The 25,496-nt window shown below is 36.0% G+C and carries 21 protein-coding genes and 2 riboswitches; of the genes, 4 read left to right on the plus strand and 17 right to left on the minus strand.

What is annotated here, in order from left to right:
• The 7 genes from mutM to BN986_RS15845 form a co-directional block, all read right to left on the minus strand.
• The gene (gene mutM, locus BN986_RS15815; protein ID WP_040981824.1) at positions 1–837 is read right to left on the minus strand and encodes a DNA-formamidopyrimidine glycosylase; all 837 of its coding nucleotides are present in this window, start codon (positions 835–837) and stop codon (positions 1–3) included.
• Positions 838–849: 12 nt separating this feature from the next.
• Positions 850–3,486, minus strand: a complete 2,637-nt coding sequence (gene polA, locus BN986_RS15820; RefSeq protein WP_040981826.1) for a DNA polymerase I — start codon at positions 3,484–3,486, stop codon at positions 850–852.
• 317 nt (positions 3,487–3,803) lie between these two features.
• Complete coding sequence (gene pnpS, locus BN986_RS15825; protein WP_040981828.1) at positions 3,804–5,168, minus strand: two-component system histidine kinase PnpS; 1,365 nt, start codon at positions 5,166–5,168, stop codon at positions 3,804–3,806.
• Complete coding sequence (locus BN986_RS15830; protein ID WP_040981830.1) at positions 5,169–5,861, minus strand: response regulator transcription factor; 693 nt, start codon at positions 5,859–5,861, stop codon at positions 5,169–5,171.
• Between the two features lie 241 nt (positions 5,862–6,102).
• A complete protein-coding gene (gene thiT / locus BN986_RS15835; RefSeq protein ID WP_040981832.1) occupies positions 6,103–6,669 on the minus strand; it encodes an energy-coupled thiamine transporter ThiT in 567 nt (188 codons plus the stop codon).
• A 143-nt stretch (positions 6,670–6,812) separates the two neighbouring features.
• Positions 6,813–6,915: riboswitch (TPP riboswitch) on the minus strand.
• 64 nt (positions 6,916–6,979) lie between these two features.
• Positions 6,980–8,773, minus strand: a complete 1,794-nt coding sequence (locus BN986_RS15840; protein ID WP_040981834.1) for a M3 family oligoendopeptidase — start codon at positions 8,771–8,773, stop codon at positions 6,980–6,982.
• Between the two features lie 125 nt (positions 8,774–8,898).
• Entirely contained in the window at positions 8,899–9,117 is a 219-nt protein-coding gene (locus BN986_RS15845; protein WP_040981836.1) for a phage holin, read from the minus strand.
• Positions 9,118–9,332: 215 nt separating this feature from the next.
• On the opposite strand from BN986_RS15845, the gene BN986_RS15850 reads away from it, so the two are divergent.
• Positions 9,333–9,866 (plus strand): YceI family protein, encoded by a 534-nt coding sequence (locus tag BN986_RS15850; RefSeq protein ID WP_040981838.1) that lies wholly within the window; start codon positions 9,333–9,335, stop codon positions 9,864–9,866.
• A gap of 93 nt (positions 9,867–9,959) precedes the next feature.
• Here the strand turns inward: BN986_RS15850 and BN986_RS15855 are convergent, their stop codons facing one another.
• The 3 genes from BN986_RS15855 to BN986_RS15865 all read right to left on the minus strand — a co-directional run bounded on the left by BN986_RS15855 (position 9,960) and on the right by BN986_RS15865 (position 13,569).
• Positions 9,960–10,832, minus strand: coding sequence for a VanW family protein (locus tag BN986_RS15855; RefSeq protein ID WP_040981841.1), 873 nt, complete (start codon positions 10,830–10,832; stop codon positions 9,960–9,962).
• Between the two features lie 302 nt (positions 10,833–11,134).
• Complete coding sequence (locus tag BN986_RS15860) at positions 11,135–12,343, minus strand: NAD(P)/FAD-dependent oxidoreductase (protein ID WP_040981843.1); 1,209 nt, start codon at positions 12,341–12,343, stop codon at positions 11,135–11,137.
• A gap of 329 nt (positions 12,344–12,672) precedes the next feature.
• Complete coding sequence (locus BN986_RS15865; protein ID WP_040981845.1) at positions 12,673–13,569, minus strand: hypothetical protein; 897 nt, start codon at positions 13,567–13,569, stop codon at positions 12,673–12,675.
• 476 nt (positions 13,570–14,045) lie between these two features.
• A riboswitch (SAM riboswitch) is annotated at positions 14,046–14,151 on the plus strand.
• Between the two features lie 136 nt (positions 14,152–14,287).
• On the opposite strand from BN986_RS15865, the gene BN986_RS15870 reads away from it, so the two are divergent.
• Positions 14,288–15,394 (plus strand): methionine biosynthesis PLP-dependent protein, encoded by a 1,107-nt coding sequence (locus tag BN986_RS15870; RefSeq protein ID WP_040981847.1) that lies wholly within the window; start codon positions 14,288–14,290, stop codon positions 15,392–15,394.
• A 235-nt stretch (positions 15,395–15,629) separates the two neighbouring features.
• Here the strand turns inward: BN986_RS15870 and BN986_RS15875 are convergent, their stop codons facing one another.
• Both BN986_RS15875 and dacB read right to left on the minus strand, forming a co-directional pair.
• Positions 15,630–16,037 carry a Spx/MgsR family RNA polymerase-binding regulatory protein gene (locus BN986_RS15875; RefSeq protein ID WP_040981849.1) on the minus strand — a complete coding sequence of 136 codons (408 nt, stop codon included), beginning with the start codon at positions 16,035–16,037 and terminating at the stop codon, positions 15,630–15,632.
• A gap of 217 nt (positions 16,038–16,254) precedes the next feature.
• A complete protein-coding gene (gene dacB / locus BN986_RS15880) occupies positions 16,255–17,619 on the minus strand; it encodes a D-alanyl-D-alanine carboxypeptidase/D-alanyl-D-alanine endopeptidase (protein ID WP_040981851.1) in 1,365 nt (454 codons plus the stop codon).
• A 135-nt stretch (positions 17,620–17,754) separates the two neighbouring features.
• Here dacB and BN986_RS26295 point away from each other — a divergent pair, with 135 nt between their 5' ends.
• Positions 17,755–17,850 (plus strand): YjcZ family sporulation protein, encoded by a 96-nt coding sequence (locus tag BN986_RS26295; RefSeq protein WP_074435689.1) that lies wholly within the window; start codon positions 17,755–17,757, stop codon positions 17,848–17,850.
• A 273-nt stretch (positions 17,851–18,123) separates the two neighbouring features.
• Here the strand turns inward: BN986_RS26295 and BN986_RS15885 are convergent, their stop codons facing one another.
• Together BN986_RS15885 and BN986_RS15890 are read right to left on the minus strand one after the other, a co-directional pair.
• A complete protein-coding gene (locus BN986_RS15885; RefSeq protein WP_040981853.1) occupies positions 18,124–18,339 on the minus strand; it encodes a twin-arginine translocase TatA/TatE family subunit in 216 nt (71 codons plus the stop codon).
• Between the two features lie 71 nt (positions 18,340–18,410).
• Positions 18,411–20,033, minus strand: a complete 1,623-nt coding sequence (locus BN986_RS15890) for a M20/M25/M40 family metallo-hydrolase (protein WP_040981854.1) — start codon at positions 20,031–20,033, stop codon at positions 18,411–18,413.
• 466 nt (positions 20,034–20,499) lie between these two features.
• Here BN986_RS15890 and htpX point away from each other — a divergent pair, with 466 nt between their 5' ends.
• On the plus strand, positions 20,500–21,405 hold the full coding sequence (gene htpX, locus BN986_RS15895; RefSeq protein WP_040981856.1) for a protease HtpX: 906 nt from the start codon (positions 20,500–20,502) through the stop codon (positions 21,403–21,405).
• A 121-nt stretch (positions 21,406–21,526) separates the two neighbouring features.
• Here the strand turns inward: htpX and BN986_RS15900 are convergent, their stop codons facing one another.
• The 3 genes from BN986_RS15900 to BN986_RS15910 form a co-directional block, all read right to left on the minus strand.
• Positions 21,527–22,561, minus strand: a complete 1,035-nt coding sequence (locus BN986_RS15900; RefSeq protein ID WP_157037086.1) for a lactonase family protein — start codon at positions 22,559–22,561, stop codon at positions 21,527–21,529.
• Between the two features lie 152 nt (positions 22,562–22,713).
• A complete protein-coding gene (gene putP, locus BN986_RS15905; protein WP_040981859.1) occupies positions 22,714–24,201 on the minus strand; it encodes a sodium/proline symporter PutP in 1,488 nt (495 codons plus the stop codon).
• A 174-nt stretch (positions 24,202–24,375) separates the two neighbouring features.
• Positions 24,376–25,377, minus strand: a complete 1,002-nt coding sequence (locus BN986_RS15910) for a proline dehydrogenase family protein (RefSeq protein ID WP_040982223.1) — start codon at positions 25,375–25,377, stop codon at positions 24,376–24,378.
• Between the last annotated feature and the right edge of the window lie 119 nt (positions 25,378–25,496).

Consider the following 25,496-nt stretch of genomic DNA (forward strand, 5'->3'; position numbering starts at 1 on the left):
TCATTCACCTTTTTGCGGCTGACATTTAGTACATAGATGAGTTCCCCGTCCGCCAACCTTCATTTTAATAATTTCTTCACCGCATATTTTACACGGTTTTTTATCCTGGCCGTAAACATATAAAACCTGTTGAAACATCCCCATATTACCCTGGCTGTCCACATAGCTCCGAATAGTTGTACCGCCAGCTTTTACCGCTTCTTGAAGTGTTTCTATAGCGGCAAATCGAATCGCATCCGCTTCTTTTTTTGTCAGTTCATTACACTTGGTCAGCGGATGAATCCCGGAACGGAATAGCGTCTCGTCAACATAAATATTTCCAAGTCCCGTAACAAGATTTTGATCCAAAAGTGCCGTTTTAATAAATCGTGTTGATCTTTTTAGCTTTTGGTAAAAATAATCTGTCGTAAAAGCTTCCTCAAATGGTTCAGGACCAAGTGTGACCAAGGGAGCTTGCATAAATTCACTACCTTTAGGTAATAAATGCATCGTTCCAAATTTACGAACATCATTATAATGTAATGTTTCTTTATCTTTTAAATGAAAAACAACATGTGTATGCTTTTCTATCTCCTCATCCGGTTTATGCAAACGATATTTGCCTTCCATTCTTAAGTGTGATACAAGTACATAATCATCTAAATAAAATAGTAAGAACTTCCCTTTTCTTTTTATTTGTTGAAAGGTCTGCCCTTCTAGCAAATGTTTAAAAATCTCTGCATCATCTGGCTGTTTTATAATATTCGGCCAAAGCACATCCACTTTTTCAATCGTTTTCCCTTGAACAAGCAGTTTTAATGTTTCTTTAATTGTTTCTACTTCTGGTAATTCCGGCATTCTCTCTTCCCCTTATTTTGCATCAAACCAGCTTTCACCATAAGAATAATCTACTTTTAACGGTACAGAAATCTCTACAGTCTTCTCCATCATCTCTGGAACAATTTCTTTTAAGGTTTCAATTTCATCTTCTGGTGCTTCTAAAATTAATTCATCATGAACTTGTAATAAAAGCTTGGCTTGCAGTTTTTCTTGTTTCATTCGATGGTCTAAATCAATCATTGCTTTTTTTATGATATCAGCCGCACTCCCCTGAATAGGTGTGTTCATTGCTGTTCTTTCCGCAAAACTACGCACATTAAAGTTCCGGCTCGTAATATCAGGTAAATAACGGCGACGATTCATTAAAGTAGAAACGTAGCCTTTTTGTTTCGCTTCTACAACAATGTCATCCATATATTCTTTTACACTTGGATAACTATCAAAATAACGTTCAATGAATTGTTTGGCTTCTTTCCGTGTAATTCCCAAGTTTTGGGATAGCCCGTAATCACTTATTCCATAAACAATACCAAAGTTTACCGCCTTGGCTTGACGGCGCATATTTGATGTAACCTCGTCTCTTTCCACATGAAATACATCCATTGCTGTCTGCGTATGAATATCTAAATCATTTTTAAAGGCAGCACTTAATTTCTCATCATTCGCGATATGAGCAAGCACCCGTAATTCGATTTGGGAATAATCCGCAGCAAACATTTTCCACCCTTTTTTAGATGGAACAAAGGCTTCCCGTATTTTTCTTCCTTCTTCCAGACGAATCGGGATATTTTGCAAATTAGGATCTACGGAGCTTAATCTGCCTGTTTGTGTTAAAGCCTGATTAAAACGGGTATGAATTTTATGGGTATCTTTACGAACAACCTTTTGAAGACCTTCAATATAGGTTGACTGTAATTTTCCTAATTGACGGTATAAAAGCAGTTTTGGAATGATTTCATGCTGATCAGCAAGCTGTTCCAACACATCGGCTGCTGTTGAGTAGCCTGTCTTTGTTTTCTTAATTACAGGGAGTCCCAAATCCTCAAATAATACCGGACCAAGCTGTTTTGGTGAATTAAGATTAAATTCTTTACCAGCCAATTCATATACTTCTTTTTCCAAGGTTGCAAGCCGTTCCTTTAAGTCATCACCCATTTTTTTCAGATGATCCACATCTACTAAAACACCCTGGTGCTCCATTTCCGCAAGAATCAGGGCAAGCGGCATTTCCAATTCCTTTAATAACTTCGCCTGTTCATTTTCTTCTAATTCATTTTCCATTTCTGGATATAATTCAAGCAGCACATTTGTTTTTCGAACCACATGCTCACTAAGAATTGGTTCTTCAGGCACTTTTTGCTTAGCCCCTTTACCATAAACCTCTTCATCAAAAGATACATCATATTTTCCTTTTCTGCTCGCAATAGCTGGAATATCATGATTATTTTCAGCGGGATTAATTAAATATGATGCAAGGAGAGCATCAAATACAATCCCTTCTATTTGAATATCATTACGCAATAAGGCAACCTTTGTTCGTTTCGCATCAAATACAATCTTCTTTTTCTTCGGGTTTTCCGCCCATGTCTTGAAAACAGAAGATTCTGCCGCCACAGAAGCAGGGATGAAGCTTTTTTTATTCTTATTTACAACACCAATTCCTTCTATTTGTGCAGTATGATAATTTTCACCTAACATCTCTACAACGAGTACATCTTCATCCGAAAATATCGCTTCTGTTATTTCTTCAACGATGTCATATTTAATTTCTTGATATTCTACTGTTTCTTCCTCCGCTTCCTCGGATCCAGCAATACGTGTCAGCAGAGATTGGAAGCCTAAATCCATAAACAGATTACGGACAGAAGCCGTAGAATAACCCTCGTAGATAACTTCATCAAGATTAAGCTCAATCGGGGAATCACGGTTAATTGTTGCCAAATCTTTACTCATCAATGCATCATCCTGGTATGTTGTTAAATTTTCCTTTAACTTTTTACCACTTACTTCATCCAAATGCTCATATACCTGCTCTAGTGTCTTAAATTGTGTTAATAGTTTCGTTGCTGTTTTTTCGCCAACTCCTGGTACGCCAGGAATATTATCTGAGCTATCCCCCATCAATCCTTTTAAATCGGTTATTTGTTCAGGGGTTACTTGCATTTTTTCAAGGAGATACGAAGGTGTATATTTTTCAATTTCACTAATGCCTTTTTTCGTTACACTAACTGTGACATGATCAGATACAAGCTGCAGCAAATCTTTATCACCTGAAATAACCGTAACTTCCCAGTCCTTGTCATCTGCCTGCTTCGATAATGTTCCAATAATATCATCTGCTTCATATTGATCCAATTGATAATGCTTAATATCAAAAGCATCGAGCAGCTCCTTTAAAACAGGAAATTGTTCAGAAAGTTCGGGAGGGGTTTTTTGGCGTCCTCCTTTATATTCTTTATAAGTTTGGTGGCGAAATGTTGTTTTTCCTGCATCAAAAGCAACAAGCATATGTGTCGGCTTCTCTTCTTCTAAAATTCGAAGCAGCATCGTTGTAAAACCATAGACCGCGTTCGTATAGACGCCTTTCTCATTATTTAATAATGGTAATGCAAAAAAAGCACGATAAATAACGCTATTACCATCAATTAAAATTAACTTTTTGGTCATAATCCCGTCTCCTTTATCTTTCATCTAATAAGTAACTTTATTTTATCATGTTTGGAGAAAACTGCATAATACGTCTGTTCTCTTATTAAGTAAGGATATCCGTTAAACATGTATCATATAACTGCCGCCCCGTATTCCAAGGGTTCATTTGTACTTTTTAAAGAAAACTTGGCATTCACTAAGCCTTTTTCGAATGCCTTAGTTGGGAATGCGGTTACTCGCCCCATCAAAAGCACTGCACTTATACTTTATTCCTTGAATTCTTTATACTTAAAGTGCAAGCAGAAAAGTCACCACCAGGGCTGACTGGTGATGACTTAATCTTTTGGTATATATACATGAACAGCAGTACCTTTATTCACTTCGCTTTCTACAACAATTTCTCCCTGATGTACTTCTACGATATGCTTCACAATAGCCAGGCCTAATCCAGTTCCTCCTGTATTTCGGCTTCTGTCCTTATCGACCCTGTAAAAACGTTCAAATACTCTTGAAATCGCTTTTTGTTCGATTCCAATTCCCGTATCCTTAATAGAAATATGAACATGATTTTTTTCTTCAGCTACATTTAAACTAACATTTCCACCGGATGGCGTATAGTTAATTGCATTGTCTACAAGATTGATAATAACTTGCTTCAATTTTTCAGAATCTGCAAAAACGTTAATACCTGGGGAAATAGATGTTGTAAAATGTAAATCTTTTTTCACTGCTTTTTGTTCCAATGATGGCAATACAGCATCTATCATCTGTTTAACATTAAAATCTTCTTTCTCTAATTGAAAACCTTCTCTTTCCAAACGAGAAAGTTCTAATAAATCTTCAATGAGCAACTGTAATCTGTAACTTTCCTTAAAAATAATATCAATAAAATCTGCTGCCGCTTTTTCATCATGCTGTTTTTCCTTTAAGGTTTCTGCAAAACCGCGGATAGAAGTTATTGGTGTGCGCAGCTCATGAGAAACATTCGCAACAAAGTCTTTACGTATTTTTTCTAAACGCTTTAATTCCGTAATATCATAAATAACTAGTACTGCACCTTTAATCATATTATGGTCATTAAAAATAGGTGCAGCAATAACTTCCATGTAATTTTTGCTCAAACCACGCTTATTTTTAAATTGTTCTTTAACAGGCTGTTCATACAGAAATGTTTTTTGAACAACATCGTGCATTGCTTCATTTTCAAATACTTCATAATATAAATGACCACGGTACTGTTTTTCTTTTCCATGAAACATTTCCAGGAAGCCCCGGTTAACCAGATGAACATATCCCTTTTCGTCTATAAGCGCAAGCCCATTTTTCATATTATCAATAATAGAAGTTAATTGCTCTGATTGCATTTGTTCCTGAATTGAAATTTCATTCATATTTCGTGCTAATTTATTAATATTTTTACTTAATTGCTCCATTTCTTCACTGTTACTATTGTTAAAACGGGCAGAATAATTTCCCTTAATCATTTCATTGACAGTTTTTGAAGCTTTGTTAAGCGGTCGTGTATATTTATTATAAAATTGCATAAAAATGATAGAAATCACTAAAAATTCTACCAAAATGATAGCTGTGATAAATATCCAGTTTCCTTCTGCTTGTACCATTAACCACCCTGATAATACCAGGACAATCGTGATACCCAGTATATTAGGAAACAATGGTTTGGAAAATAATATTTGCATTTAAACCGGCTCCTCTAGTTTATAACCTAATCCACGAACTGTTTTTATATAAACAGGCTTTTTGGAATTGGGTTCAATTTTATCGCGTAAATGACTTACATGAACATCTACAATCCTCGTATCTCCAACAAAATCATAATCCCACACACTGCTGAGCAATTGATCTCTGGAAATAACCTTTCCTTTATGTTTAGCCAAATAATATAGAAGTTCAAACTCTTTTCGTGTAAAAGTAATTAATTCTTCTTTTATTTCTGCTTCATAACGCTCCGGATAGATCGTTAAGTCTTTTATACGGATCGCCTGATAATAGCTTTCTACTGGACGTTGTGTTCTCCGGATAATTGCTTTTACACGGGCAATAACTTCCTTCGGGCTAAATGGTTTTGTCAAATAATCGTCGGCTCCCAGCTCCAGGCCCAGTATCTTATCAATTTCTTCATCTTTCGCAGTAAGCATTAGAATCGGTATATCAATATCATTCTTTCTTAATTTTCTGCATACCTCCATCCCATCGAATTTCGGCAGCATGAGATCTAAAATAATCAATTCATAACTATTTTCTGTGGCTTTCTGATAGGCTTCTTCTCCATCATATGCTACATCAGTAGTAAAACCAGCATTTTCAATATTGTATTTTAATAATGTAACAATTGACTCTTCATCATCCACGATTAGAATTTGTTTTCCCATTTCGAATCCCCCTTATTGATATATACGTTCTCACAGACAAAAATTCCTTCTTTTAACAAAATTTTCTACTGAATAAAAATACGAGAACGTATATTTATCTATTCTTTTATTTTCTTTATTCTACCATTATTCACCTATATAGCCTATTCCATAAGCAAATGTTAATAAAATTTAACAAAATGAAGGATAAGAAAACCTGAAGCAATCGTTGCTACAGGTTTTTGTGTGAGGGAGTTTTTCTTTAAATTTTTCCTACTAATGTTCTCGGCTGTTTATAAAACAGGAGAAACACAATAATTAAACTTAAAATAAAAGATGGAATCATATAAGACGAATTATAAATAAGAGAGTAAAGCCAGGCTGGCTGTCCTTCAACTGCTGAACCGAAGAAAATCATTCCAGCAATATAATGGCAAATAAAACGCGCTGCTGATCCCAAGAATACCCCAATTAAAATATAAACAAAAGATTTCTTCATCTGCTTTTTTTTAATGCTTTCAATAACTTGTTTGGATAACACTCCGGCCAGTCCAACAACAGTAAAAGCTAATCCATATTCAATAATACCTTGCAACGGATGTAAGATGTAAGCCGTACCTGTTGCCACTTGTAACACTCCCCACAGGAACCCTGATAACAAACCGCCCTTTAGTCCCCAGCGAAAAGCAACAATAAAGATAGGAATCATCGCAAAAGAAACAGATCCTCCTTGTGGCCAAAGCTTAAATCCTATTGGTAAAATATCCAATAGTAGTGCAAGTGCAGTAAAGATAGCAACCTCTACTAAAAAAAGTGTTTTATTTTTCAATTGTCACTCCCCCATTTACATCGAACAATTTTTTTTAACAACAAAAAAGTAATGCCAAGGGAGTCTTCTTGATGGTGACATTCTAAAAAGGGAATACCTCTTTTTGGAACATCTTAAACTCCACTCACACATTACTTTTATATCCATCAAAAAGTCCACAATCCCTACGCCAGCGCTAACTAACAGGTTCAAAGGGTCAGAACACATAATGTTCACTCTCAGCCAAAGGCTCCCCTTGCAGGCTTTTTTTATTCACTTTTTTGTATAAATTTAGTATAGAACACTTTACTGCAAATCGCAATACTCTCTATTACTTTTCAAGCTTCTTGGCTAATTCTAAAAATTCCTGAACATCTTGTTTACAAATTCCGATTGCGTTTTCCCAAAAATCAGGTTGGGTCAAATCCACTTGTAAATGTTTCTGGGCGAGTTCTTCAACAGTCACCCGGCCAGTATCTCTTAATAAGGCATTATATTTTTCTTCAAAATCTCCTTCATAATCTTTCGCATATGCATAAATTCCCTGACTGAATAAATAACCAAATGTATAAGGAAAATTATAAAAAGGAACCCCAGTAATATGAAAATGTAACTTAGATGCCCAGAAATGTGGATCATACTCCGATAGACTTTCGCAATAAGCTTCTTTTTGCGCCTCAATCATAAGCTCATTTAACCGCTCTGTGCTAACCATGCCTTGTTTGCGTTCTTCATAAAATTGTTTCTCAAATAAAAAGCGTGCATGGATATTCATAAAGAAAGCAACACTGCGTGATACTTTATCCTCTAATAGTGTCAATTTTTCTTCATCCGTTTTAGCCGTTTTTACCGATGCATCCGCAACAATCATTTCCGCAAATGTAGAAGCAGTTTCCGCCACATTCATTGCATAGCCTTGATTCAAACCATTCACCTTATTCATTACGTGCTGATGATAGCCATGACCCAATTCATGAGCCAATGTAGCTATATTGGAAGGTGTTCCTGAATACGTCATAAAAATACGTGTTTGTTCACTAAGCGGAAAGCTCGTACAGAAACCGCCGGGACGTTTTCCGGGCCGATCTTCTGCTTCAATCCACCGTTTCTCAAATGCCATTTGTGCGAAATCTGCCATTTGGGGACTAAAACTTCGAAATTGATCTACGATAAAACTAGCGCCCTCATCATAGCTTTTCTTTTCAACTTTTGATTGAATGGGGGCATTTACATCAAATATACTTAATTTATCTAAATTTAATAGGGAAGCTTTTTGAGCTAAGTATTCAACAAATAGAGGTTTATGTTTTACAATCGCCTCCCACATCGTATTCAATGTTTCTTCTTGCATTCGGTTTATCGCCAACGGTTCTTTTAAAACATTATCCCATTGGTAATGCTTATATGTTTCCAAACGGAAGCCTGCCAAATGATTTAAAGTCTGTCCAAACAAATCCTCATTCGCTTTCCAAGCATCGCTTATTTGACGAAATATATATTCTCTTTGTTTCCGATCCGGTGTTGACAACTTATTCGAAGCCTGTCCAACAGAATAACTTTGAGTCTCTCCATCTTCCTCAATCTCAATTTTCATATTACCAACAATCGTTCCATACATTTGATTCCATGCATGATATCCGTCCACCGCCAGATCACTGATCAAAATTTCTTCATTTTTAGACAATTGTTCACGTGCCCGTTCTCTTCTTTCCTCTAATATAAATTGCAGAGGTTTTATCGCTTCCCGTTCTAGTAACAGTTCCCAATTTGCTTCAGTTATTGCTCCCAGCTTTTGGTCAACTATTTTTGTAAGGGCACTGCTTGCAGCCGCAATTTGAGCTCTTTTTGCAACATATATGTCAGCCTGCTTGTCAGTTACATTCTGCGCACTTAAACAACTGATAAAAGCTCCCATTTCACGTGATTTTTTAGTAACAGTTTCTAAATTTTCCAAAATTTCTTCCCAATCTTCTACAGGTCCATTTACATTTAAATGATTCACTTTTTCAGTTAATACTTCTATTTCCTTACTAACCTCATTCACAAAATGTTGAAATTCTTCTGAACTGCTTTGGCCTGGAAAAATAACATCTAAATCCCATGTTGGTTGTAATTTTTGAGCCATTAGCTTCTCCTCCTAAATTTTATTCTATTACCTAATATTTAGTATAACGAACTTTTTAAGTAGAAGCATTAAAAAAATGCCTGTAAAGAAAAAATTTTTCAATTACAGGCATTATTCTTAAAATGTTATTTCTTTTTTTTATCTTTCTTTTTTGGTTTAGCCATATGCGCTTTCTTCCTTCTTATCCAAGCAATAAGAACAGTGACAATGGTGAATATGGCAGATAATACTTGTTCTATAAGGGTACTATCGATAAGCATTGGTGACTTACCAAATAGCACAAGAACTTGGTTTGTTGCTGCAATCATCACGGCTATTATACTAATCATAGTACCTTTGTCCACTTTTCTCCCCCTCCTTTACAACCCCTATATATTATTATTGCAAAAACAAGGTTTTAGGAACGGCTGAAACCTTTAGAAGTTTCATTATAAGATTACTGGGGTATACTATATATGTATTTAAAATATTTTTAATTAAATATACTTGACTTTCTTTATTTATTATTTTACACTTGGTAACAGAAAGTAAGTAACTAATTTTTTAGGAGGATTCATTCATGACAAAAGTAAACTGGAATTTAGACACAGCGCATAGTGAAGTAGGTTTTTCTGTAAAGCATATGATGATTTCAAAAGCAAAAGGAACATTTGATAACTTTGATGCACAAATAAATGCAGATCCTGAGGATTTATCAAATGCAGATATTCAAGTAACTATTGATGTAGAAAGTATTAACACACGAAACAAAGATCGTGATGATCACCTTCGTTCTGCTGATTTCTTTGATGCAGAAAATTATCCAAAAATCACTTTTATTGCAACAGACATCAAAAAATCTGATAATAATTATGAAGTAACTGGTGATTTAACACTGAAAGGAACGACAAAACCTGTTACATTGGACGTGGCTTTTGAAGGACAAAGTAAAGATCCGATGAGCGGCAGTACTGTTGCAGGATTTAGTGGTTCTACAAGCATTAACCGTAAAGAATTTGGTTTAACTTGGAATGCTTCTCTTGAAACTGGCGGAGTTCTTGTTGGGGAAGAAGTAAAGATCAACTTTGAATTAGAATTACAAAAAGCTGAGTAATTAAAATGATAAAGTGAAACTTCCTTCAGTGAGGGCTTTCATCCCCCCACTGAATAAGGAACAAAGCCCCTGAATTTACTGCTAAGCGTAAATTCAAGGGCTTTTTGCTTGAAAAATAGAAGCATCATTACTTGTATAAATAACGACAGTCATCGCTCCACCTTTCGCACTCGCTCGAATAAGTAAAGGCTCATTATATTTATTACGAAACGCAAAATCTGGTCCCCACCAACTTACTGTAGCATCTCTTCCTTTTGGAACATAAGGCACCTCTCTGCTATGTGCGTAACGCTCTGTTATTTCAATTCCCTGGAGATCTACTGCATTAAATAATGTCGAGGATACTTGACAGATACCTCCACCAATTCCCTCACTAAACTCCCCTTTTACAATAACTGGAGCTGGTAGATAACCTCTTGCCTGTGTTCGCTCTCCCACAATTTCATTAAAGGAAAAATACTCACCCGGGAAAATAACTGTATTATTAATTGCTTCTGTAGCAAGCTCAATATTACGTGTTCTTTCCACATTTCCTTCCCGAAATCTCGTCGTAAAACGGTTTAATTCCCGTTCTTGAATTTCTTTCAAAAGGTCTTTGTTAACACGTGCTGGAATGGATTGTTTAGGTACCTGAAGTCGTTTATTAACTTCACCATAGTACACTTCATTGATCAACGTGTGAAATTGATTTACATCCAATGTAAATCCTGGTTTTTCTTTAATAATTTTTCCATCCTTATCAATATAAGCATTCTCTGGCTCTTTATAGACTTGCTTTTGCATATATTTTGTTAAATTCTGAATATTATTCCAATTTAATAAAACTTCATCTACTTCAAATATATAAGGTTTTAAATCAATTAGCCAAGAGTCTTCCTGTTTATCATAAAACTCCATGACAGTAGCATAAGAAGTATGAGGAAATAAAAGAAATAAAAATATCAATAGCACTACAATAATTCGCATACTGGCACACCCCTTAAACTTTAGTATGTTTGAGGTGCTTTGTTTCTATACAATGTATCCGTTTAAAATGGCTATGTAAATAAATGACAAACAATTTCTTTATTAAAAAATAAAAATTGCCAGGAATTTATCCTGGCAATTTTTAAACTTATCTAAAGTCCCTATTATCTTCTAAATATTCACTTGCAACTCGATAACCAACTAAGGCTGTTAAAGCAAGCAAAACATAACAAAAAATATTCTTCATATCTCTTACCTCCTGTGGAGTAATTTAATGCTTACAATGATAATGTCACCCTGATTTAGAATGGACGGAATTTACCTTTTTTAAGTAAGGTTTTAGCACCGCCAACTAAGAATAGAGAACGGTCATCAACTACTTTTTTCATTGCTGCAGCTGCTTTACCACTTAATTTTTTACCATCAAGGACATTACCAATACCATCAGATAAACCAAGAGATGCTACTGTTCCTTTATTAGAGTAAACAAAATCAGTAATTACTTCATCACGGATCAATGCAACAACGTTATCCGCAGCTTTTGCACCTTCTTGTACAGCTAACTGACCAGTTGGAGGGAATGGCTTACCAGTTTCTGGATCCATTGTCCATGAGCAGTCTCCAAGGATAAAGATGTTTTCTTCTCCTTCTGGACGCAAGTCTAATCCAACATTTACTTTTCCTTTAAATAATTCAAATCCGGAATCAGCCAATACCGGGTTACCCATTACTCCGCCAGTCCATACGATAGTACCAGCTTTAATTAATTCGTTATCATCCCCGACAACAAAACCATCTTCTGTACATTCTTTGATTGCAGTACCGATACGGAATTCAACACCACGATTTTCTAAAGATTGTTTTCCGTAAGAAACTAAATCTTCATCAAACATGGGTAAAATAGAAGGCATTGCTTCTACGTTAATAATTCTTGCTTTACTGCGGTCAATATCATATTTTTTGCATAGCTCAGGTACTTTATCCGCAAGTTCACCGACAAACTCAATACCAGTGAAACCGCCGCCTCCAACAACAATTGTAAGCTGCTCATCACGTTTTTCCTCACTTGAAGAATACTGCGCGAATTGATATTCAATATGTTCAGCAATTAAACGGCTTGAATCAATATCTGTAATTGCATAAGCATTCTCTTCCATGCCTGGAATTCCAAATGAGTTGGATACAAATCCAAGTGCAAATACAAGATAATCATAAGCAACTTCACTGTTTTCTAATACAACACGTTTGTCTTCGCGCTTTACTTCTGTAACGGTATCATAGATTAAACGCACACGCTTAGGGTTAACAACATCTGTCAACATAAACCGCGCCTGGTTCGGACTAATTGTACCCGCTGCCACTTCATGTAACCATGTACTTTCATAGTGGTAATTATGTTTGTTAATTAAAACAATCTCAGCTTCTTCAGCAGAAAGCTGTTGAGTTAAACGTCTTGTTGCAACTAATCCAGCATAGCCAGCACCAAGCACAACTACTTTTGGTTTACTCATAATTCATCTTCCATCCTTTCTATCTTCCATAAATAAAATGTAATGTAATTTCGAACTATCACGATTAATAGTTACTGCATCTATTATAATATCAAATTTTGCAGCATTAGGCTAATTTTCGTTGTAATTTCTTTAGAAAAACTTAGCAAAACTTGCCTTATAACAAATATAGCATTTTTTATCTATTTTATATATTAGGATTATTGCCAAGTCGAAAACTTCTTTTGAGCTGTGACTACTCGATTTAGCAAGCGGATATTACTAAAAAACTGCAAGTTCGCTGATTAGCGAATTTGCAGTTTTATTATCTCTTATAGGTTAACTTGTATTTAACCTGAATAGATAGAAGCAGTATTTACCTTATCTTCTCCACGTTCATTATCATCGTCATCTTCCGTATCTTGATCAGAATCTTCTTCTTCATCCTGTTTATCTTCGTTTTCATTTTCGTTTCCATCTTTGTTTTCTTCAGATTCTTCTTCTTCTGAATCCGGTTTTTCGTTCTCTACTTCATTATCTTTATTTTCATCAGATTCTTTATTTTCTTTTTCATCATCTTTTTTATCTCTTTCATCTTCTGTTTTCCCTGATGAATCATCCGGTTGATTTTTTGAAGCCTCTTCTGTACGATCATCAGATTCAGAATCATTGGAGCGTGAAGAATGGTTTTCCTCTTTAGATGAAGTCTGATTTTCAGAAGCTGCTGAGCTTTGAGAGTAATTCGATTCTGTTTCTCTTTTATCTGCACTCTCGTTGTTATTATCGCCAGCAGCATAGCTTTCGTTTGAGGAAGTATTATCTTCTTCCCTCTCATTTGTTTGGTCACTTGTTATTTGAGAATTTGCATCTTCTTCAGATTCTGTATTTCTTGTTTCTTGCGTTTCTGATTCTGGCTCTATATATGTTTCATTTTCTATTCCTGTCTCTTGAGTCACATAGCTCTCATCTGATACTTCTGTTTCGCTATCATCTTCTTGAAGAATATTACGATAGTCTAAATGAACAGATTGATAAATTTGCTCATTATCTGCTAATAATTGGTTATTCCAAGAAGTAGTAAAAAGCTCTACACTTTCTCCAGTTTCACCATTTCCACCTTCCCTAATCTGCGTATTCATTTCCATCGAATATTCTACGGAACGGTTTTCTTTATAGATCCCCATACCAACAATAATGATACAGCCTGCTAATATAGAAATGTTAAGTAATAGCTTTTTATTGCGCATATATCTTCTTCCTTTTTTAAATATTGTCATTCTAATTCTTGTATTGTCACCCTTTATATTTCAGACCTTCATCATCTTCATCTAAGGTAAGCATCTTCGTTTTTTCATCAATTGTTAAAAACAATATCACTTCTATTGTAATCTTCATCTAAGACCTTTTCAAATACTTTTCGTATTTTTTACGATAAAAAAGCGTAAACGTTATTATAAAAAAACAATAGATCTCAGAAACGCTCACTAAGTACCCTACGTCCTTTAAGAATATCGAAGTCAATATATCCCTATGCTAGAATAGGGTATGCGAATACTTCCGTTTTTCTAAAATACTTTTTGCTACATTATGATTGATTTTAATATAATAAAATTTGTCACCACGATAGGTAGCTTTTTGATTCTAATTAAAAATATAATTAAGACTTGATTTTTTTTTTTAGCTCTTGTACAGTTAACGTAATTCTAATTTAATAAAATGTTAATTCTTATCCAGAGAGACGGAGGGACTGGCCCGATGATGTCTCAGCAACCAGCTTACCATGGCAAGGTGCTAATTCCAGAAAGGGAATCTCCCTTTAAAGATAAGATGTGTATTATTTTGATATTATACCCTTCTTATCTCTAGAATAAGAAGGGTTTTTTATTTTACATTGAAAAGCAGAAAAATGGTCAATCCGCAAATAAGAGCGGATGCATGTTTCTCTAATGAGGAGGCTGAAAGAAAATGAGAAAATTAGAAACAGCATTAGTACAGTTAGGCAACAAATCAGATGAACGTACAGGGGCTATTAACCCACCTATTTACATGTCAACAGCTTATCAGCATCAAGGAATTGGTCATTCAACAGGCTATGACTATACTCGTACCAAAAATCCGACCAGGGCTGTACTGGAAGAGGGATTCGCCAAATTAGAAGCAGGAGACGCCGCTTTTGCTTGCAGTTCAGGAATGGCTGCTATTCAGTTGATTCTTTCCTCTCTATTTCGTATGGGGGATCATCTCATTGCGACAAAAGATATTTATGGCGGTACTTATCGCATTTTTGATCATTATGAAAAAGCATATAATATAACCGTGACCTATGATGAGTGCCAAAATATCTCGGAAACAGAACGATGTATAAATGAAAATACGAAAGCCATATTTTTAGAAACGCCGACGAACCCATTGCTGCAAGAAGTAGATATTGAACAATATGCACAGCTGGCTAAAAAACATAACTTATTACTTATTGTTGATAATACTTTCTTAACACCCTATTTGCAGCAGCCTATTACGCTGGGCGCAGACATTGTTGTGCACAGTGCAACAAAGTATATTGGCGGGCATAATGACGTTTTAGCCGGCCTTGTAGTTACGAAAAGCCCTGCTCTATCTGAAAAATTATTTCAAATGCATAATGCTTCTGGAGCAACGTTATCTGCGTCAGATAGCTGGCTTCTTGTCCGTGGATTAAAAACGCTTGCGCTTCGCATGCAACGTCATGAGGAAAATGCGCAACAAATTGCTGCTTATTTACAAAAACACCCGGCAATTCGTCAAGTTTATTATCCGAATAAAGGAGGAATGCTTTCCTTTTGTTTGAAGGATGCCAATCAAGTAAGATCATTTTTAGCTGGTCTAAATTTAATTGTATTTGCTGAAAGTTTAGGCGGGGTAGAAAGCTTTATCACCTATCCAACAACACAAACACACGCTGATATGCCTGATGAGGAAAGGAACAATAGAGGAATTGGCGATGATCTTCTTCGCTTTTCTGTAGGAATTGAAGATGCTGAAGATTTAAAAGCAGATATTGAACAAGCATTGCAAGTTACCAGCAAAGTATAAAGTGAAACTTCATTTTGCCTGAATAGAAGAAAGTTCTTAGGCGGAATGAAATTCCCTTTACTCCTTCTCTCTAAAAAATAGTAAAATAAATCATTAAAAACAAAGCAGCTTCATATTAGCTGCCTTGTTTTTTATATAGATAAAAAATCTACTCTTCTCATTTTGATCAGTGTATGAAAATGAACACTATTTTAATGTGAATCCAATATTTAAGGTTAAGTTAAGGTTGATTATCTTATCCTTTCATTAAACCTAGGTCTACTTTCCACTGTACCCATTGTAACTGTCTTGTTTTCCGAGGTAAAAATTGACGAATATCTTCCTCATGATAGCCAACCTGAAACCTTTTTTCATCAACCAAAATTGGACTTTTTAGCAATCTTGGATATTTGTGAATTAATTGTAGTAAGGTCTGTAAAGATAGTTCCTCTACATTCAAATTAAGTTCCTTATAAATTTTAGAACGTGTTGAAAGTATTTCATCCGTACCTTCTACCGTCATTTGTAAAATATTTTTTAATTCGTCAATTGTCAATGGTTGATGTAAAATATTTCGTTCCTTATAAGCAATTCCATTTTTGCGAAACCATTGTCTCGCTTTTCTTGTAGATGAGCAAGATACTCCGTAAATATGCACTGTCATATTCATTCTCCTTATTATTTGACATATTCATTACAAGAATCAAAGTAATAATGATTGAAATGAAAGATGTTTTTTGCTTTTTCATTCCATTTTTCTATCTTAATTTCACTTTAGCATGGAAATGTGGTAAAACTATGGTAAGGTCATGAAAAAAACATAAAATGAAGCTTAATTCAATGAAATATACTGATTTATACACCATAATCAGAACTGTATTTTAACCCCAATCCCCTATTTCAGCCAATATAGTAACCAGCTCATCTTCTAAATCTTTTCCTTTATCCGCATCCAATAAATGATTAAATAAAATAGAAAAAATTAGCCGTTCCCCATTTACGTTTGTCACATAACCGGAAAGCGTGCTGACTCCTTCAATGGTTCCTGTTTTTGCTTGGACAGCTCGCCCTTTCATTCGATTGCGCAGTGTTCCTCCGACCATTTTATCCGCTTCTCCAGCTATTGGTAAACTGGTTAAAAATGCAGGAAACCACTTTTCCTGCTGAATTTCAAAAAGTAAACGTGTTAATTCTCCCGCAGGAACGAAGTTAGCTGCTGAAATTCCGGAACCATCCTTTAATTGCATCGTTTCCAGATTAATTTGATATGAAGCCAGGGTTTCTTTTACTGCTGCTATTCCGGATTCCCATGAACCGTCACCATATGCAATCCGTCCTAATTCTTTGGTAAGCATCTCACCAATTCCATTATTACTCAGCTTCATAAATGGAATCATAATTTTAGACAATGGCAATGACTGCTGTTGATAAATACATTCTACATTTGTTTTTGTTTTTCCTCTTTTTATTTGCCCCTCTAAAACGATACCTGTATTTTTTAAAATCTGACAAATCATTTTTGCGATATAATTTTCAGCACCTTTGATGGCCATATATATATCTTGCTTTCCTTCTTTTATCCCAATTTTTCCAGATATAAAAAAATGGTTTTCCGCAAAATCCCGCTTTATAATGAGGTCTTCTTCATCTGCTTCTTCTGTCGTTACAGCAGTATTTGTAATTGTAATCCCTTCACTATGCGGCAGAATATTTACACTTGGTGCTGTATTTAACATTCCTGGGGCTATCTTCAATTTAATAGCATTGGTATCATAATCTGCGTCTGGAGCAAGCGTTAAAGCAGACACTTCTGCACCATATGCATATTGCTGATCAGCCCAAATTAAATCATCTGACCAACGCTCATCATCGTACCAGGTGTCATCAAGAATAAAATCTCCGGAAATCTGCTTTATTCCTTTTTCTTTTAAAGAAGTTATAAATTGCAAATAATCCTTTTCTTGCAAAGTCGGATCGCCTTTTCCAATTAAAAATATATTTCCATGACAGGTTTCATTTACAATTTCTCCATCTGTATAAAGTTCCGTTTGAAATGTATAATCAGAACCTAATTTCCTTAATGCTGCAGCTGCTATCAGTATTTTCAAGTTAGAAGCTGGTTGAAGACGTGTTGATGCAAAATAATCGTATAGACTTTTACCAGTAATACTGGATCGAATACTTAATCCAAGAATACTTCCTTCGTTGTTACACGTATTTTTCAAAAAGTCATTTAGTTTCTCCATCGATTTCACCTCGAATGACATATTACGTACTTAGCTTTTACTTCGTTATCCATAGGTTAAAATCCTTTTTTCTAGTCAAATACCCTCTCAAACAGAAAACCATATCATATATTAACCGTACAGGAGGTGTAAAAAATGAGTAAATACAATGAATTTGGCGGAGGTTTTGCTTTACTGGTAGTCTTGTTCATCTTATTAATTATTGTAGGTACCTCTTATTGGGGATTCTAATAATACCATGAAAGGCAAATCTTTTTCCTCCTCTTCCCTATAATTTACTAGCTTTTACGTACGACTAGCTAAGAAAACTGACCGTGTTTATGGACGCTTGTAAAGACAGTTTATCAACCTCTTTACAAGCATTTTTTATGTTCAGAAAAAATGTATTAAAAAACCCTCATTCGTGCTCGATTTTAAACGAATTGATAGTTCTTCGTATACTTTCCCATCGTACAATAAAAAACAAGGCGTATGATGACAGCATCAAATAACGCCTTGTTCTTCTTATTTTGGTGAACCATCCTCAGGTTCATCATTATTTTCTTTTATTTCATTCTTTTTGTCTTCCTCTGACATTATGTTATTCGTTGAATTCTTGAATTCCCGTAAGGTTTGTCCGGCTGCTTTCCCGATTTCCGGAAGCTTTTTAGGTCCGAAAATAATTAAGGCAAGAACAACAATCAGTATCAAACCTGGAATACCAATGTTTGCTGGGTTCATGGAACAACACCTCCATTCTAATTTTATTATAAATCATATCATTGTATTTTTTAATGGTTAAATCTATAAAATTATGACGATTTGTCTTCTTTTTGAGAAATTTGCAGAATGAGCTGGCGAATTAAAGATGGAAATTGTTCAAAAGCATTAGAAATATGCAATCTTTCTGTTCGTTTATGCGCATCATGACCAAATGGACCAACATTTAAAACTGGCGCCTTCAATTCACGCATTAATGAAAACGGTAATTCATACGAGTCCCCCCAGACCGGTGTATTTTCTTCGTAAACCTGCAGATTCTTGGCGCTTCCTTGATAGTTCACATAGCTCAAATCACAAATACCATTTAAAAAATGGCTTCTTTTTATCTCTAATTGAAATTGCTTTTTCGCTTCGTGTTTAACAAAGTCCACACACGATTCTACAAATGGATCGCCACTGGAATTTACAGCTGGATAATATGGCGGTGCAAATAAAATCACAATAACTGGTGCAAGCTCCTGGCAATGAATCATAAAGCTATCAGTAATACGCAGCGACTTTTCCCTGTCATCATAATCATCATTATAATGAATATCCTTTTTCAACTCCTCTACAAATTCCTCGCCTAATTTTTTCCGGGCATACTCCAGTAACTCTTTATAAGAAATCACCTTTACATGGCCTATTGGCTCAACCTGATTATCCTTACAGATCTTTTTGTACCTCTGATTACATTGCGCAGCGGCTGTCTTCGCAATTTGCTCAAATAAAGCAAATGCTTCTTCCGCAGTTCTTTCTAAAAGAAAAATATTATATAGAGCAGAAGAGCGGTAAGGTGTTTGTGTAGAATAACTTAATCGCAAATCCGTCTGCTGTAAAGTAACCGGTAAGGGAGCTGTTTCCCCAAGTACGGTTTCCTGAAAAATCGGGTTCCATTCCATCTCTCTTGTTAAAAATGAGGAGATAAAGGGAGAGGTCATTCCGCTTAAAGGTTCCCCTGCATGTGTTTCCTTTCCGTAGAATAAAGCTCCCGCCAATACTTTTCCAATTGTCCCGCTATAAATATAATGTATATTATCTTTAGGATCATGCCGGAATGACGGTTCACTGTTTAAAAATAAAGTAAATGATAAATCATGTTGTTTTTGTAAATCTGTGAGTACAGGGACAGCATATCGCATGCCGGCAGAATTCACCTCTTCATCAGGAACCGTTAAAAGGAGTAAATTAATGGGCCACTCCTCTATAGCAGCCTGTTCTATCAAGCTCATATGCATCACAAGCCCCATCTTCATATCCATTGTTCCCCGCCCAAATAAAAAATCGCCTGATTCAATATCCGCACGAATATCTCTGGAAAATGAATCTTTTTCTTCCAGATAAACTTTTGTCAGTTCTTCCGGCTGCGTTGCGAGCGGCTCCAAAGAACCATATTCTTCTGTATTCACCGTATCGAAATGGCTGATTAAACAAATTGTCTGTGCAGCCTCAGGGTGCTTGTATAAAGCGGTTAAAAGTTTCCGGCGCTGATCCGCTTCATGCAATTTTAAGTAATCAGGATGTTCTTGAAAATAATTTAAATCTTGAAGTTTCGCATACAGCTTCCTTGGAAACTGCTTTTCCCCTTCTGAAAGGCTGATACTCTTCCAGCTGACAAGCTCATTCAGCAGCTGGCGTAATTCATCAGGACTGTTCCATTGTAATGCACTCATTAAAACCCCCGCCTTTCTACCAACGTCACTTTCTATTATATCAGCAATTGAATACGTTTACATCATTTGCTGATATTCTCTTATTTAAGTGTGTGTTCAAAAAGTCCGATAAATAGGACCAAATCGGTTAAGAACGCGACGTCCTGGGGTTGGGGCTGCGATTACTCGCCCCATCGAAGAGCTTTTGCGATTACTCACCCCACCGAAAAGCGTTGTCGCAACACCGACACTAGCACGTCCCACCGGAAAAGCAAGCCAACGCAATTCCGCAGGATGCGGTGACTTCTACGTTGCCCACAGGACGTGGGCGATCTTAGTAGAAGTTCCTTTTTCCATCGTGTCATTTTTATTGGACTTTTTGAACTTCCTCTTTAAAGAATTTGTTCTCTTGACACGGTTAGAGTTTAGCCTGTACGGAAAAATATGATATGATTTAGAATATATAACATGTATCAGGAGGTTATTTATGGGGAAAAGAATTTTGTTATTTCTTTTAACAAACATTTTAGTAATGACAACTATTGTCATTATCTGGTCCATTATTACAAGTATTTTTGATATTGGCCCAAGTTATCGTACAGATGGAGGAATTAATTATCCTTCACTCATGGTATTTAGTATTATTGTAGGTTTTACAGGGGCCTTTATTTCTTTAGCAATGTCCCGCTGGATGGCTAAGCTGATGATGAAGGTTCAAACAATTGATCCTAATAATATTAAAACATACCAAGAACGCGAAGTTTATGAAAAAGTAGAACGATTATCGCGTGCGGCTGGACTTGCACATACGCCGGAAGTTGGAATTTATCCTTCACAAGAAATAAACGCTTTTGCAACAGGCCCAAGCAAGAAACGTTCCTTAGTCGCTGTCTCCCAAGGATTACTGGATAATATGGATGATGATGCTGTAGAAGGCATTATTGCGCACGAAGTAGCACACGTGTCTAACGGTGATATGGTAACCATGACTTTATTACAAGGAATTATCAATACATTTGTTGTCTTCCTGTCCCGTATTGCCGCAAGTATCGTTTCACGTATGGTACGTTCTGAATTGCAATGGATTGTTCACTTTGCATGTATCATTATTTTCCAAATCCTGTTCTCCATCTTAGGTAGCCTCGTTGTCAGCGCTTATTCGAGATATCGGGAATATCACGCCGACAGAGGCGGGGCTGATTTAGCCGGCAGAGATAAAATGAAACATGCTCTGGAATCGTTAAAGCTGCATATAAATCGTGCAGAAGTAGATGATCATAGTAATGATGCAGCTATTCAGACAATGAAAATTAGCAATAAATCAAGCTTTCTCAACGCATTTTCTTCCCACCCGCCGTTAGATCAGCGGATTGCGAAATTAGAAGAGCGATAAGATAAGTAAAGGGATACTTTCTTTATATATAAAACATCCTTCCAAAGAGATTTTTCTTCTCCTCAGAAGGATGTTTTTTTATGCTTTAAAACCTTTTCTTACACCATCAAGAAAGTATTTCTTATGAAAGAAACTTTACACAAACTACTTCAGGAACGTCAATAACCTGATCTGTTTCTGTTAGTTCTCCTGTTTCCACATCTCTTCTAAACAGAACAATGTTACCAGTATGCTGATTAGAAGCCACCAAATATTTTTCAGTCGGGTCAAAATCAAAATCTCTTGGCCATTCGCCGCCAGATGGTGTAAATGCAAGAAATGTTAACTCTCCGCTATTTTCATCGACTTTAAAAGAAGCTATGCTATTATGGCCGCGATTACCCGTATATAAAAATTTGCCATCAGAAGTGATATGAATAGCACTGGCATCATTTGTTTCTTTAAAATCAGCAGGCTTTGCAAGAATCGACTGCTTCTCTGTAAATTCTCCCGTTTCTTCATTATAATCTAATACAACGACCTCTGTAGAGAGTTCTGTAAGCAAATAAGCTACTGATTTATTCGGATGAAATACAAGGTGTCTCGGTCCGCTTCCCGGTTGCGTACGAAAAGTACTTACTTCTTTCAAGGAGTAATCTTCCACTCTATACGTCACTAATCGATCTGTCCCCAAATCAGCAGCAATAATAAATTTTTTATCTGGTGTAAATCCAGTGAAATGAACATGGGGTTTTTCCTGTCTTTCATGTGGGCCATTACCTTCGTGCTTTGTAAAATTGCCTTGATCTAATTCAGCATCCTGGTTTGTAAAATGAAGTGCAATTTCGCCTTTATGGTAATTCCCTGTTACGACCATATTTTCTGCCGCTTCTACATGACAAGGAGGATTTCCTTCGACGAGCTGGCCGTTTACTGGTTTTAACTCACCACTGTTTTTTTCGACCCGAAAAGCATTTACTCCCCCCATCTCATCTTCCTGAGCAACAGCATATAAATAATCCTGATTTTCATTAAAGGTTATATAAGTTGGATTTCCTAGTACTGCAGCTATCTCTGCAGCAAATAATTGCTCTTTCTCTGTATCTAATGTGAATCTGTATACCCCTTGGCTTGTCTTTCTCGTGTATGTTCCTGCATAGCCAAAATATTTACTCATATTCATGCACCTTCCTTATCGTTATTCCTTTTCAGTTTATTGTATCATCTTACATAAAAAGGTTACATACAAAAGTATTTTACCGGACTTTTTCTTATACTTTTTTAAAGTGCAATAAGAAAGAGCTAGCATTTGCCTCTAGCTCTCCTTCTTTATTTATTCTTATATTCTTTAATTCTGTTTATTGTTTCATCAAATTCTGCTTCAATTTCTTTATTTGGTTGATACGTTTTTAAGCTGACCAAAAAGATAACAACCGTACTCAAAATAAATCCAGGAACAATTTCATATAAATATTCAGATAGCGGAGAATAGCCCCATGCAAATACAACTACTGCTCCGACAATCATTCCCCACAGTGCTCCAGCTCCCGTTGTTTTTCTCCAAAATAGGGAAAGTAGCACAACAGGACCAAAAGAAGCGCCAAAACCTGCCCAAGCAAAGGAAACGAGCCCTAAAATCGTATCATTCTGTTGCCAGGCAAAAACCATAGCAATTAAAGAAACAGCTAATACAGCAATTCTTCCTATATTAACATAGGTTTTATCCTTTGCATCCGAATGAAATACAACCTTGAATATATCCTCCACCAAAGCAGAAGAAGTAACCAGAAGTTGTGAAGAAACCGTACTCATAATTGCAGCAAGCACTGCAGCTAATAATAATCCAGCTATAAATGGATGAAATAATAATTGCCCTAAAACAATAAATACTGCTTCCGGATCAGCTAATGTTAATTCTGGGTTGGCGTGAAAAAATGCAAAGCCGGATATTGCTGTTGCGGCAGCGCCAACTAATGAAATAACCATCCAGCTAATACCAATACGACGAGCGGAAGTCGTTTCCTTTACAGATTTAATTGCCATAAAACGGACGATAATATGCGGCTGCCCAAAATAGCCCAACCCCCATGCTAAAGATGAAATAATTCCGGTAGCTGATGCAGCAGCAAAAAAGCTTAATATATCCGGATTCACATCTTGTACAATGGTTACTGTTTCACCTATTCCTCCGAGAGAAACAATTGTCAACGCCGGTACTAGAACAAGCGCTAAAAACATCATTGTGCCTTGCACAACATCCGTAAAGCTAACCGCAAGAAAACCACCAATAAGCGTATAGATAATAGTTACTGCTGCTACTGTCAATAAACCAGTATGGTAATTTACATCAAAGGCACTTTGGAAAAATACACCGCCTGCAACCATCCCTGAGGAAACATAAAACGTAAAATACAGCAAAATAACAATACCTGATACAATACGTAATACCTTCGTATTATTTTTAAAGCGATTGTCTAAGTAACTTGGAATAGTAATGGAGTTATTAGAAACTTCTGTATATGTACGCAGTCTCGGAGCAATAATCAGCCAGTTTACCCAAGCACCGATTGCCAAACCAATAGCCATCCACCCCTCCGCTAAACCAAGTACATAAATAGCCCCCGGGAGCCCCATTAACAACCATTGAGACATATCTGAAGCGCCGGCGCTCAATGCAGATGTAACAGGACCTAAGCTTCTCCCTCCCAGCATGTAATCATCTAAGTTTGATGTTTTGCGGTAAGAATAAAAACCGATAGCGATCATCACCAAAAAATATAAGATAATCGCCATAATTTGATAATTTGTTTCTGACATCCTTTCTCACCCCTTATCAGTCATGCAATTTATTATAACAAGTATAAACTTGAAATGTTTACTTTGTTTTTTAGCTTACTTTAATTATAAAAGTTGAAAAAGGCTGTATAAGAAACAATCTATACCTTCAACAGCCAAAACAAACCTATTTCGTTTTTAATCTTAATTTGCTACCTACCCCTTCTTTTTTCGCGTTCCCAAGCATAATAGCAACGTTAACACTACTGTGCCAATGACAACCGGCTGTTTTTTCAGCTTATTATCTTCGGTATAAAAAGCATCTTTTACAAGAAGATTGAGGTTCTGTGGCCTTTCTGCTAAACGGCGCATAAAGTATCCGAACCAATCCTCTCCAAATGGGATGTATGTGCAAAACCTGTAACCTTCTTTCACTAGTTGATGCTGCATATCGATACGGAACCCATAAAGCATTTGAAATTCAAAATTATCTGTTGAAATCTGATGTTCTGCGATAAATTTCTTTAGCTCATTAATAATATGATGATCATGTGTTGCAATAGATGTAAAAGCGCTTCCAAGTAATCTTTTCTTAGCTATCTTCAAGAAATTTTTATCAATTTCATCTTTAGAACCATATGCAACAGAACTATCTTCCTTATAAGCCCCTTTCACAATGCGTAATCGCACATCTTCAAGGTCACTTAAATCTTTTTCAGCATCATACAAGTAGGTCTGTATAACTGTACCAACATTGGGGTAGTTTTTACGCAGTAATTTCAAAATCTTTAATGTGCTGTCATAATGCGTATACTTCTCCATATCAATATTCACAAAAACGTCACATGCATCAGCCACTTCTAAAATCTGCTCCACATTCTGAATACAGAAAGATTCTTCAATGTCTAATCCCAATTGTGTTAACTTAATAGAAACGTGACAATCTAAATTCTCTTCATGAATTTGATGAAGCATATCCATAATTTTCTCTTTAGCATGCTCCGCCTCGCTTCGATCTGTCACAAACTCACCGAGGTGGTCCATTGTACAAGATATTTTTTTTTGGTTCAACTGCCTGATAGTTGGAATAATTGCATCAAAAACAGTTCCAGCTACGAAACGCTCTGCTCCGAAACGAGCTCCAAATTTTTTAGCGCTTTGATTTAAAAAATCATTATTTGAAAGTCCTATGAAAAAATCCTTTGCCAAGCTTGCCATCATCCATTTCCCCCAATCTCCCAACAAACTTTTCATTTTAAATGCTTTCTATATTTCCGTTTATATCTTATTTAAAAAGCTAACTGTGAGCAGAAAGAACTTTGTTCTTTCTGCTCACT

It is taken from the genome of Oceanobacillus jeddahensis, from assembly GCF_000750635.1.
In the GTDB taxonomy this organism is placed as follows: Bacteria; Bacillota; Bacilli; order Bacillales; family Amphibacillaceae; genus Oceanobacillus; species Oceanobacillus jeddahense.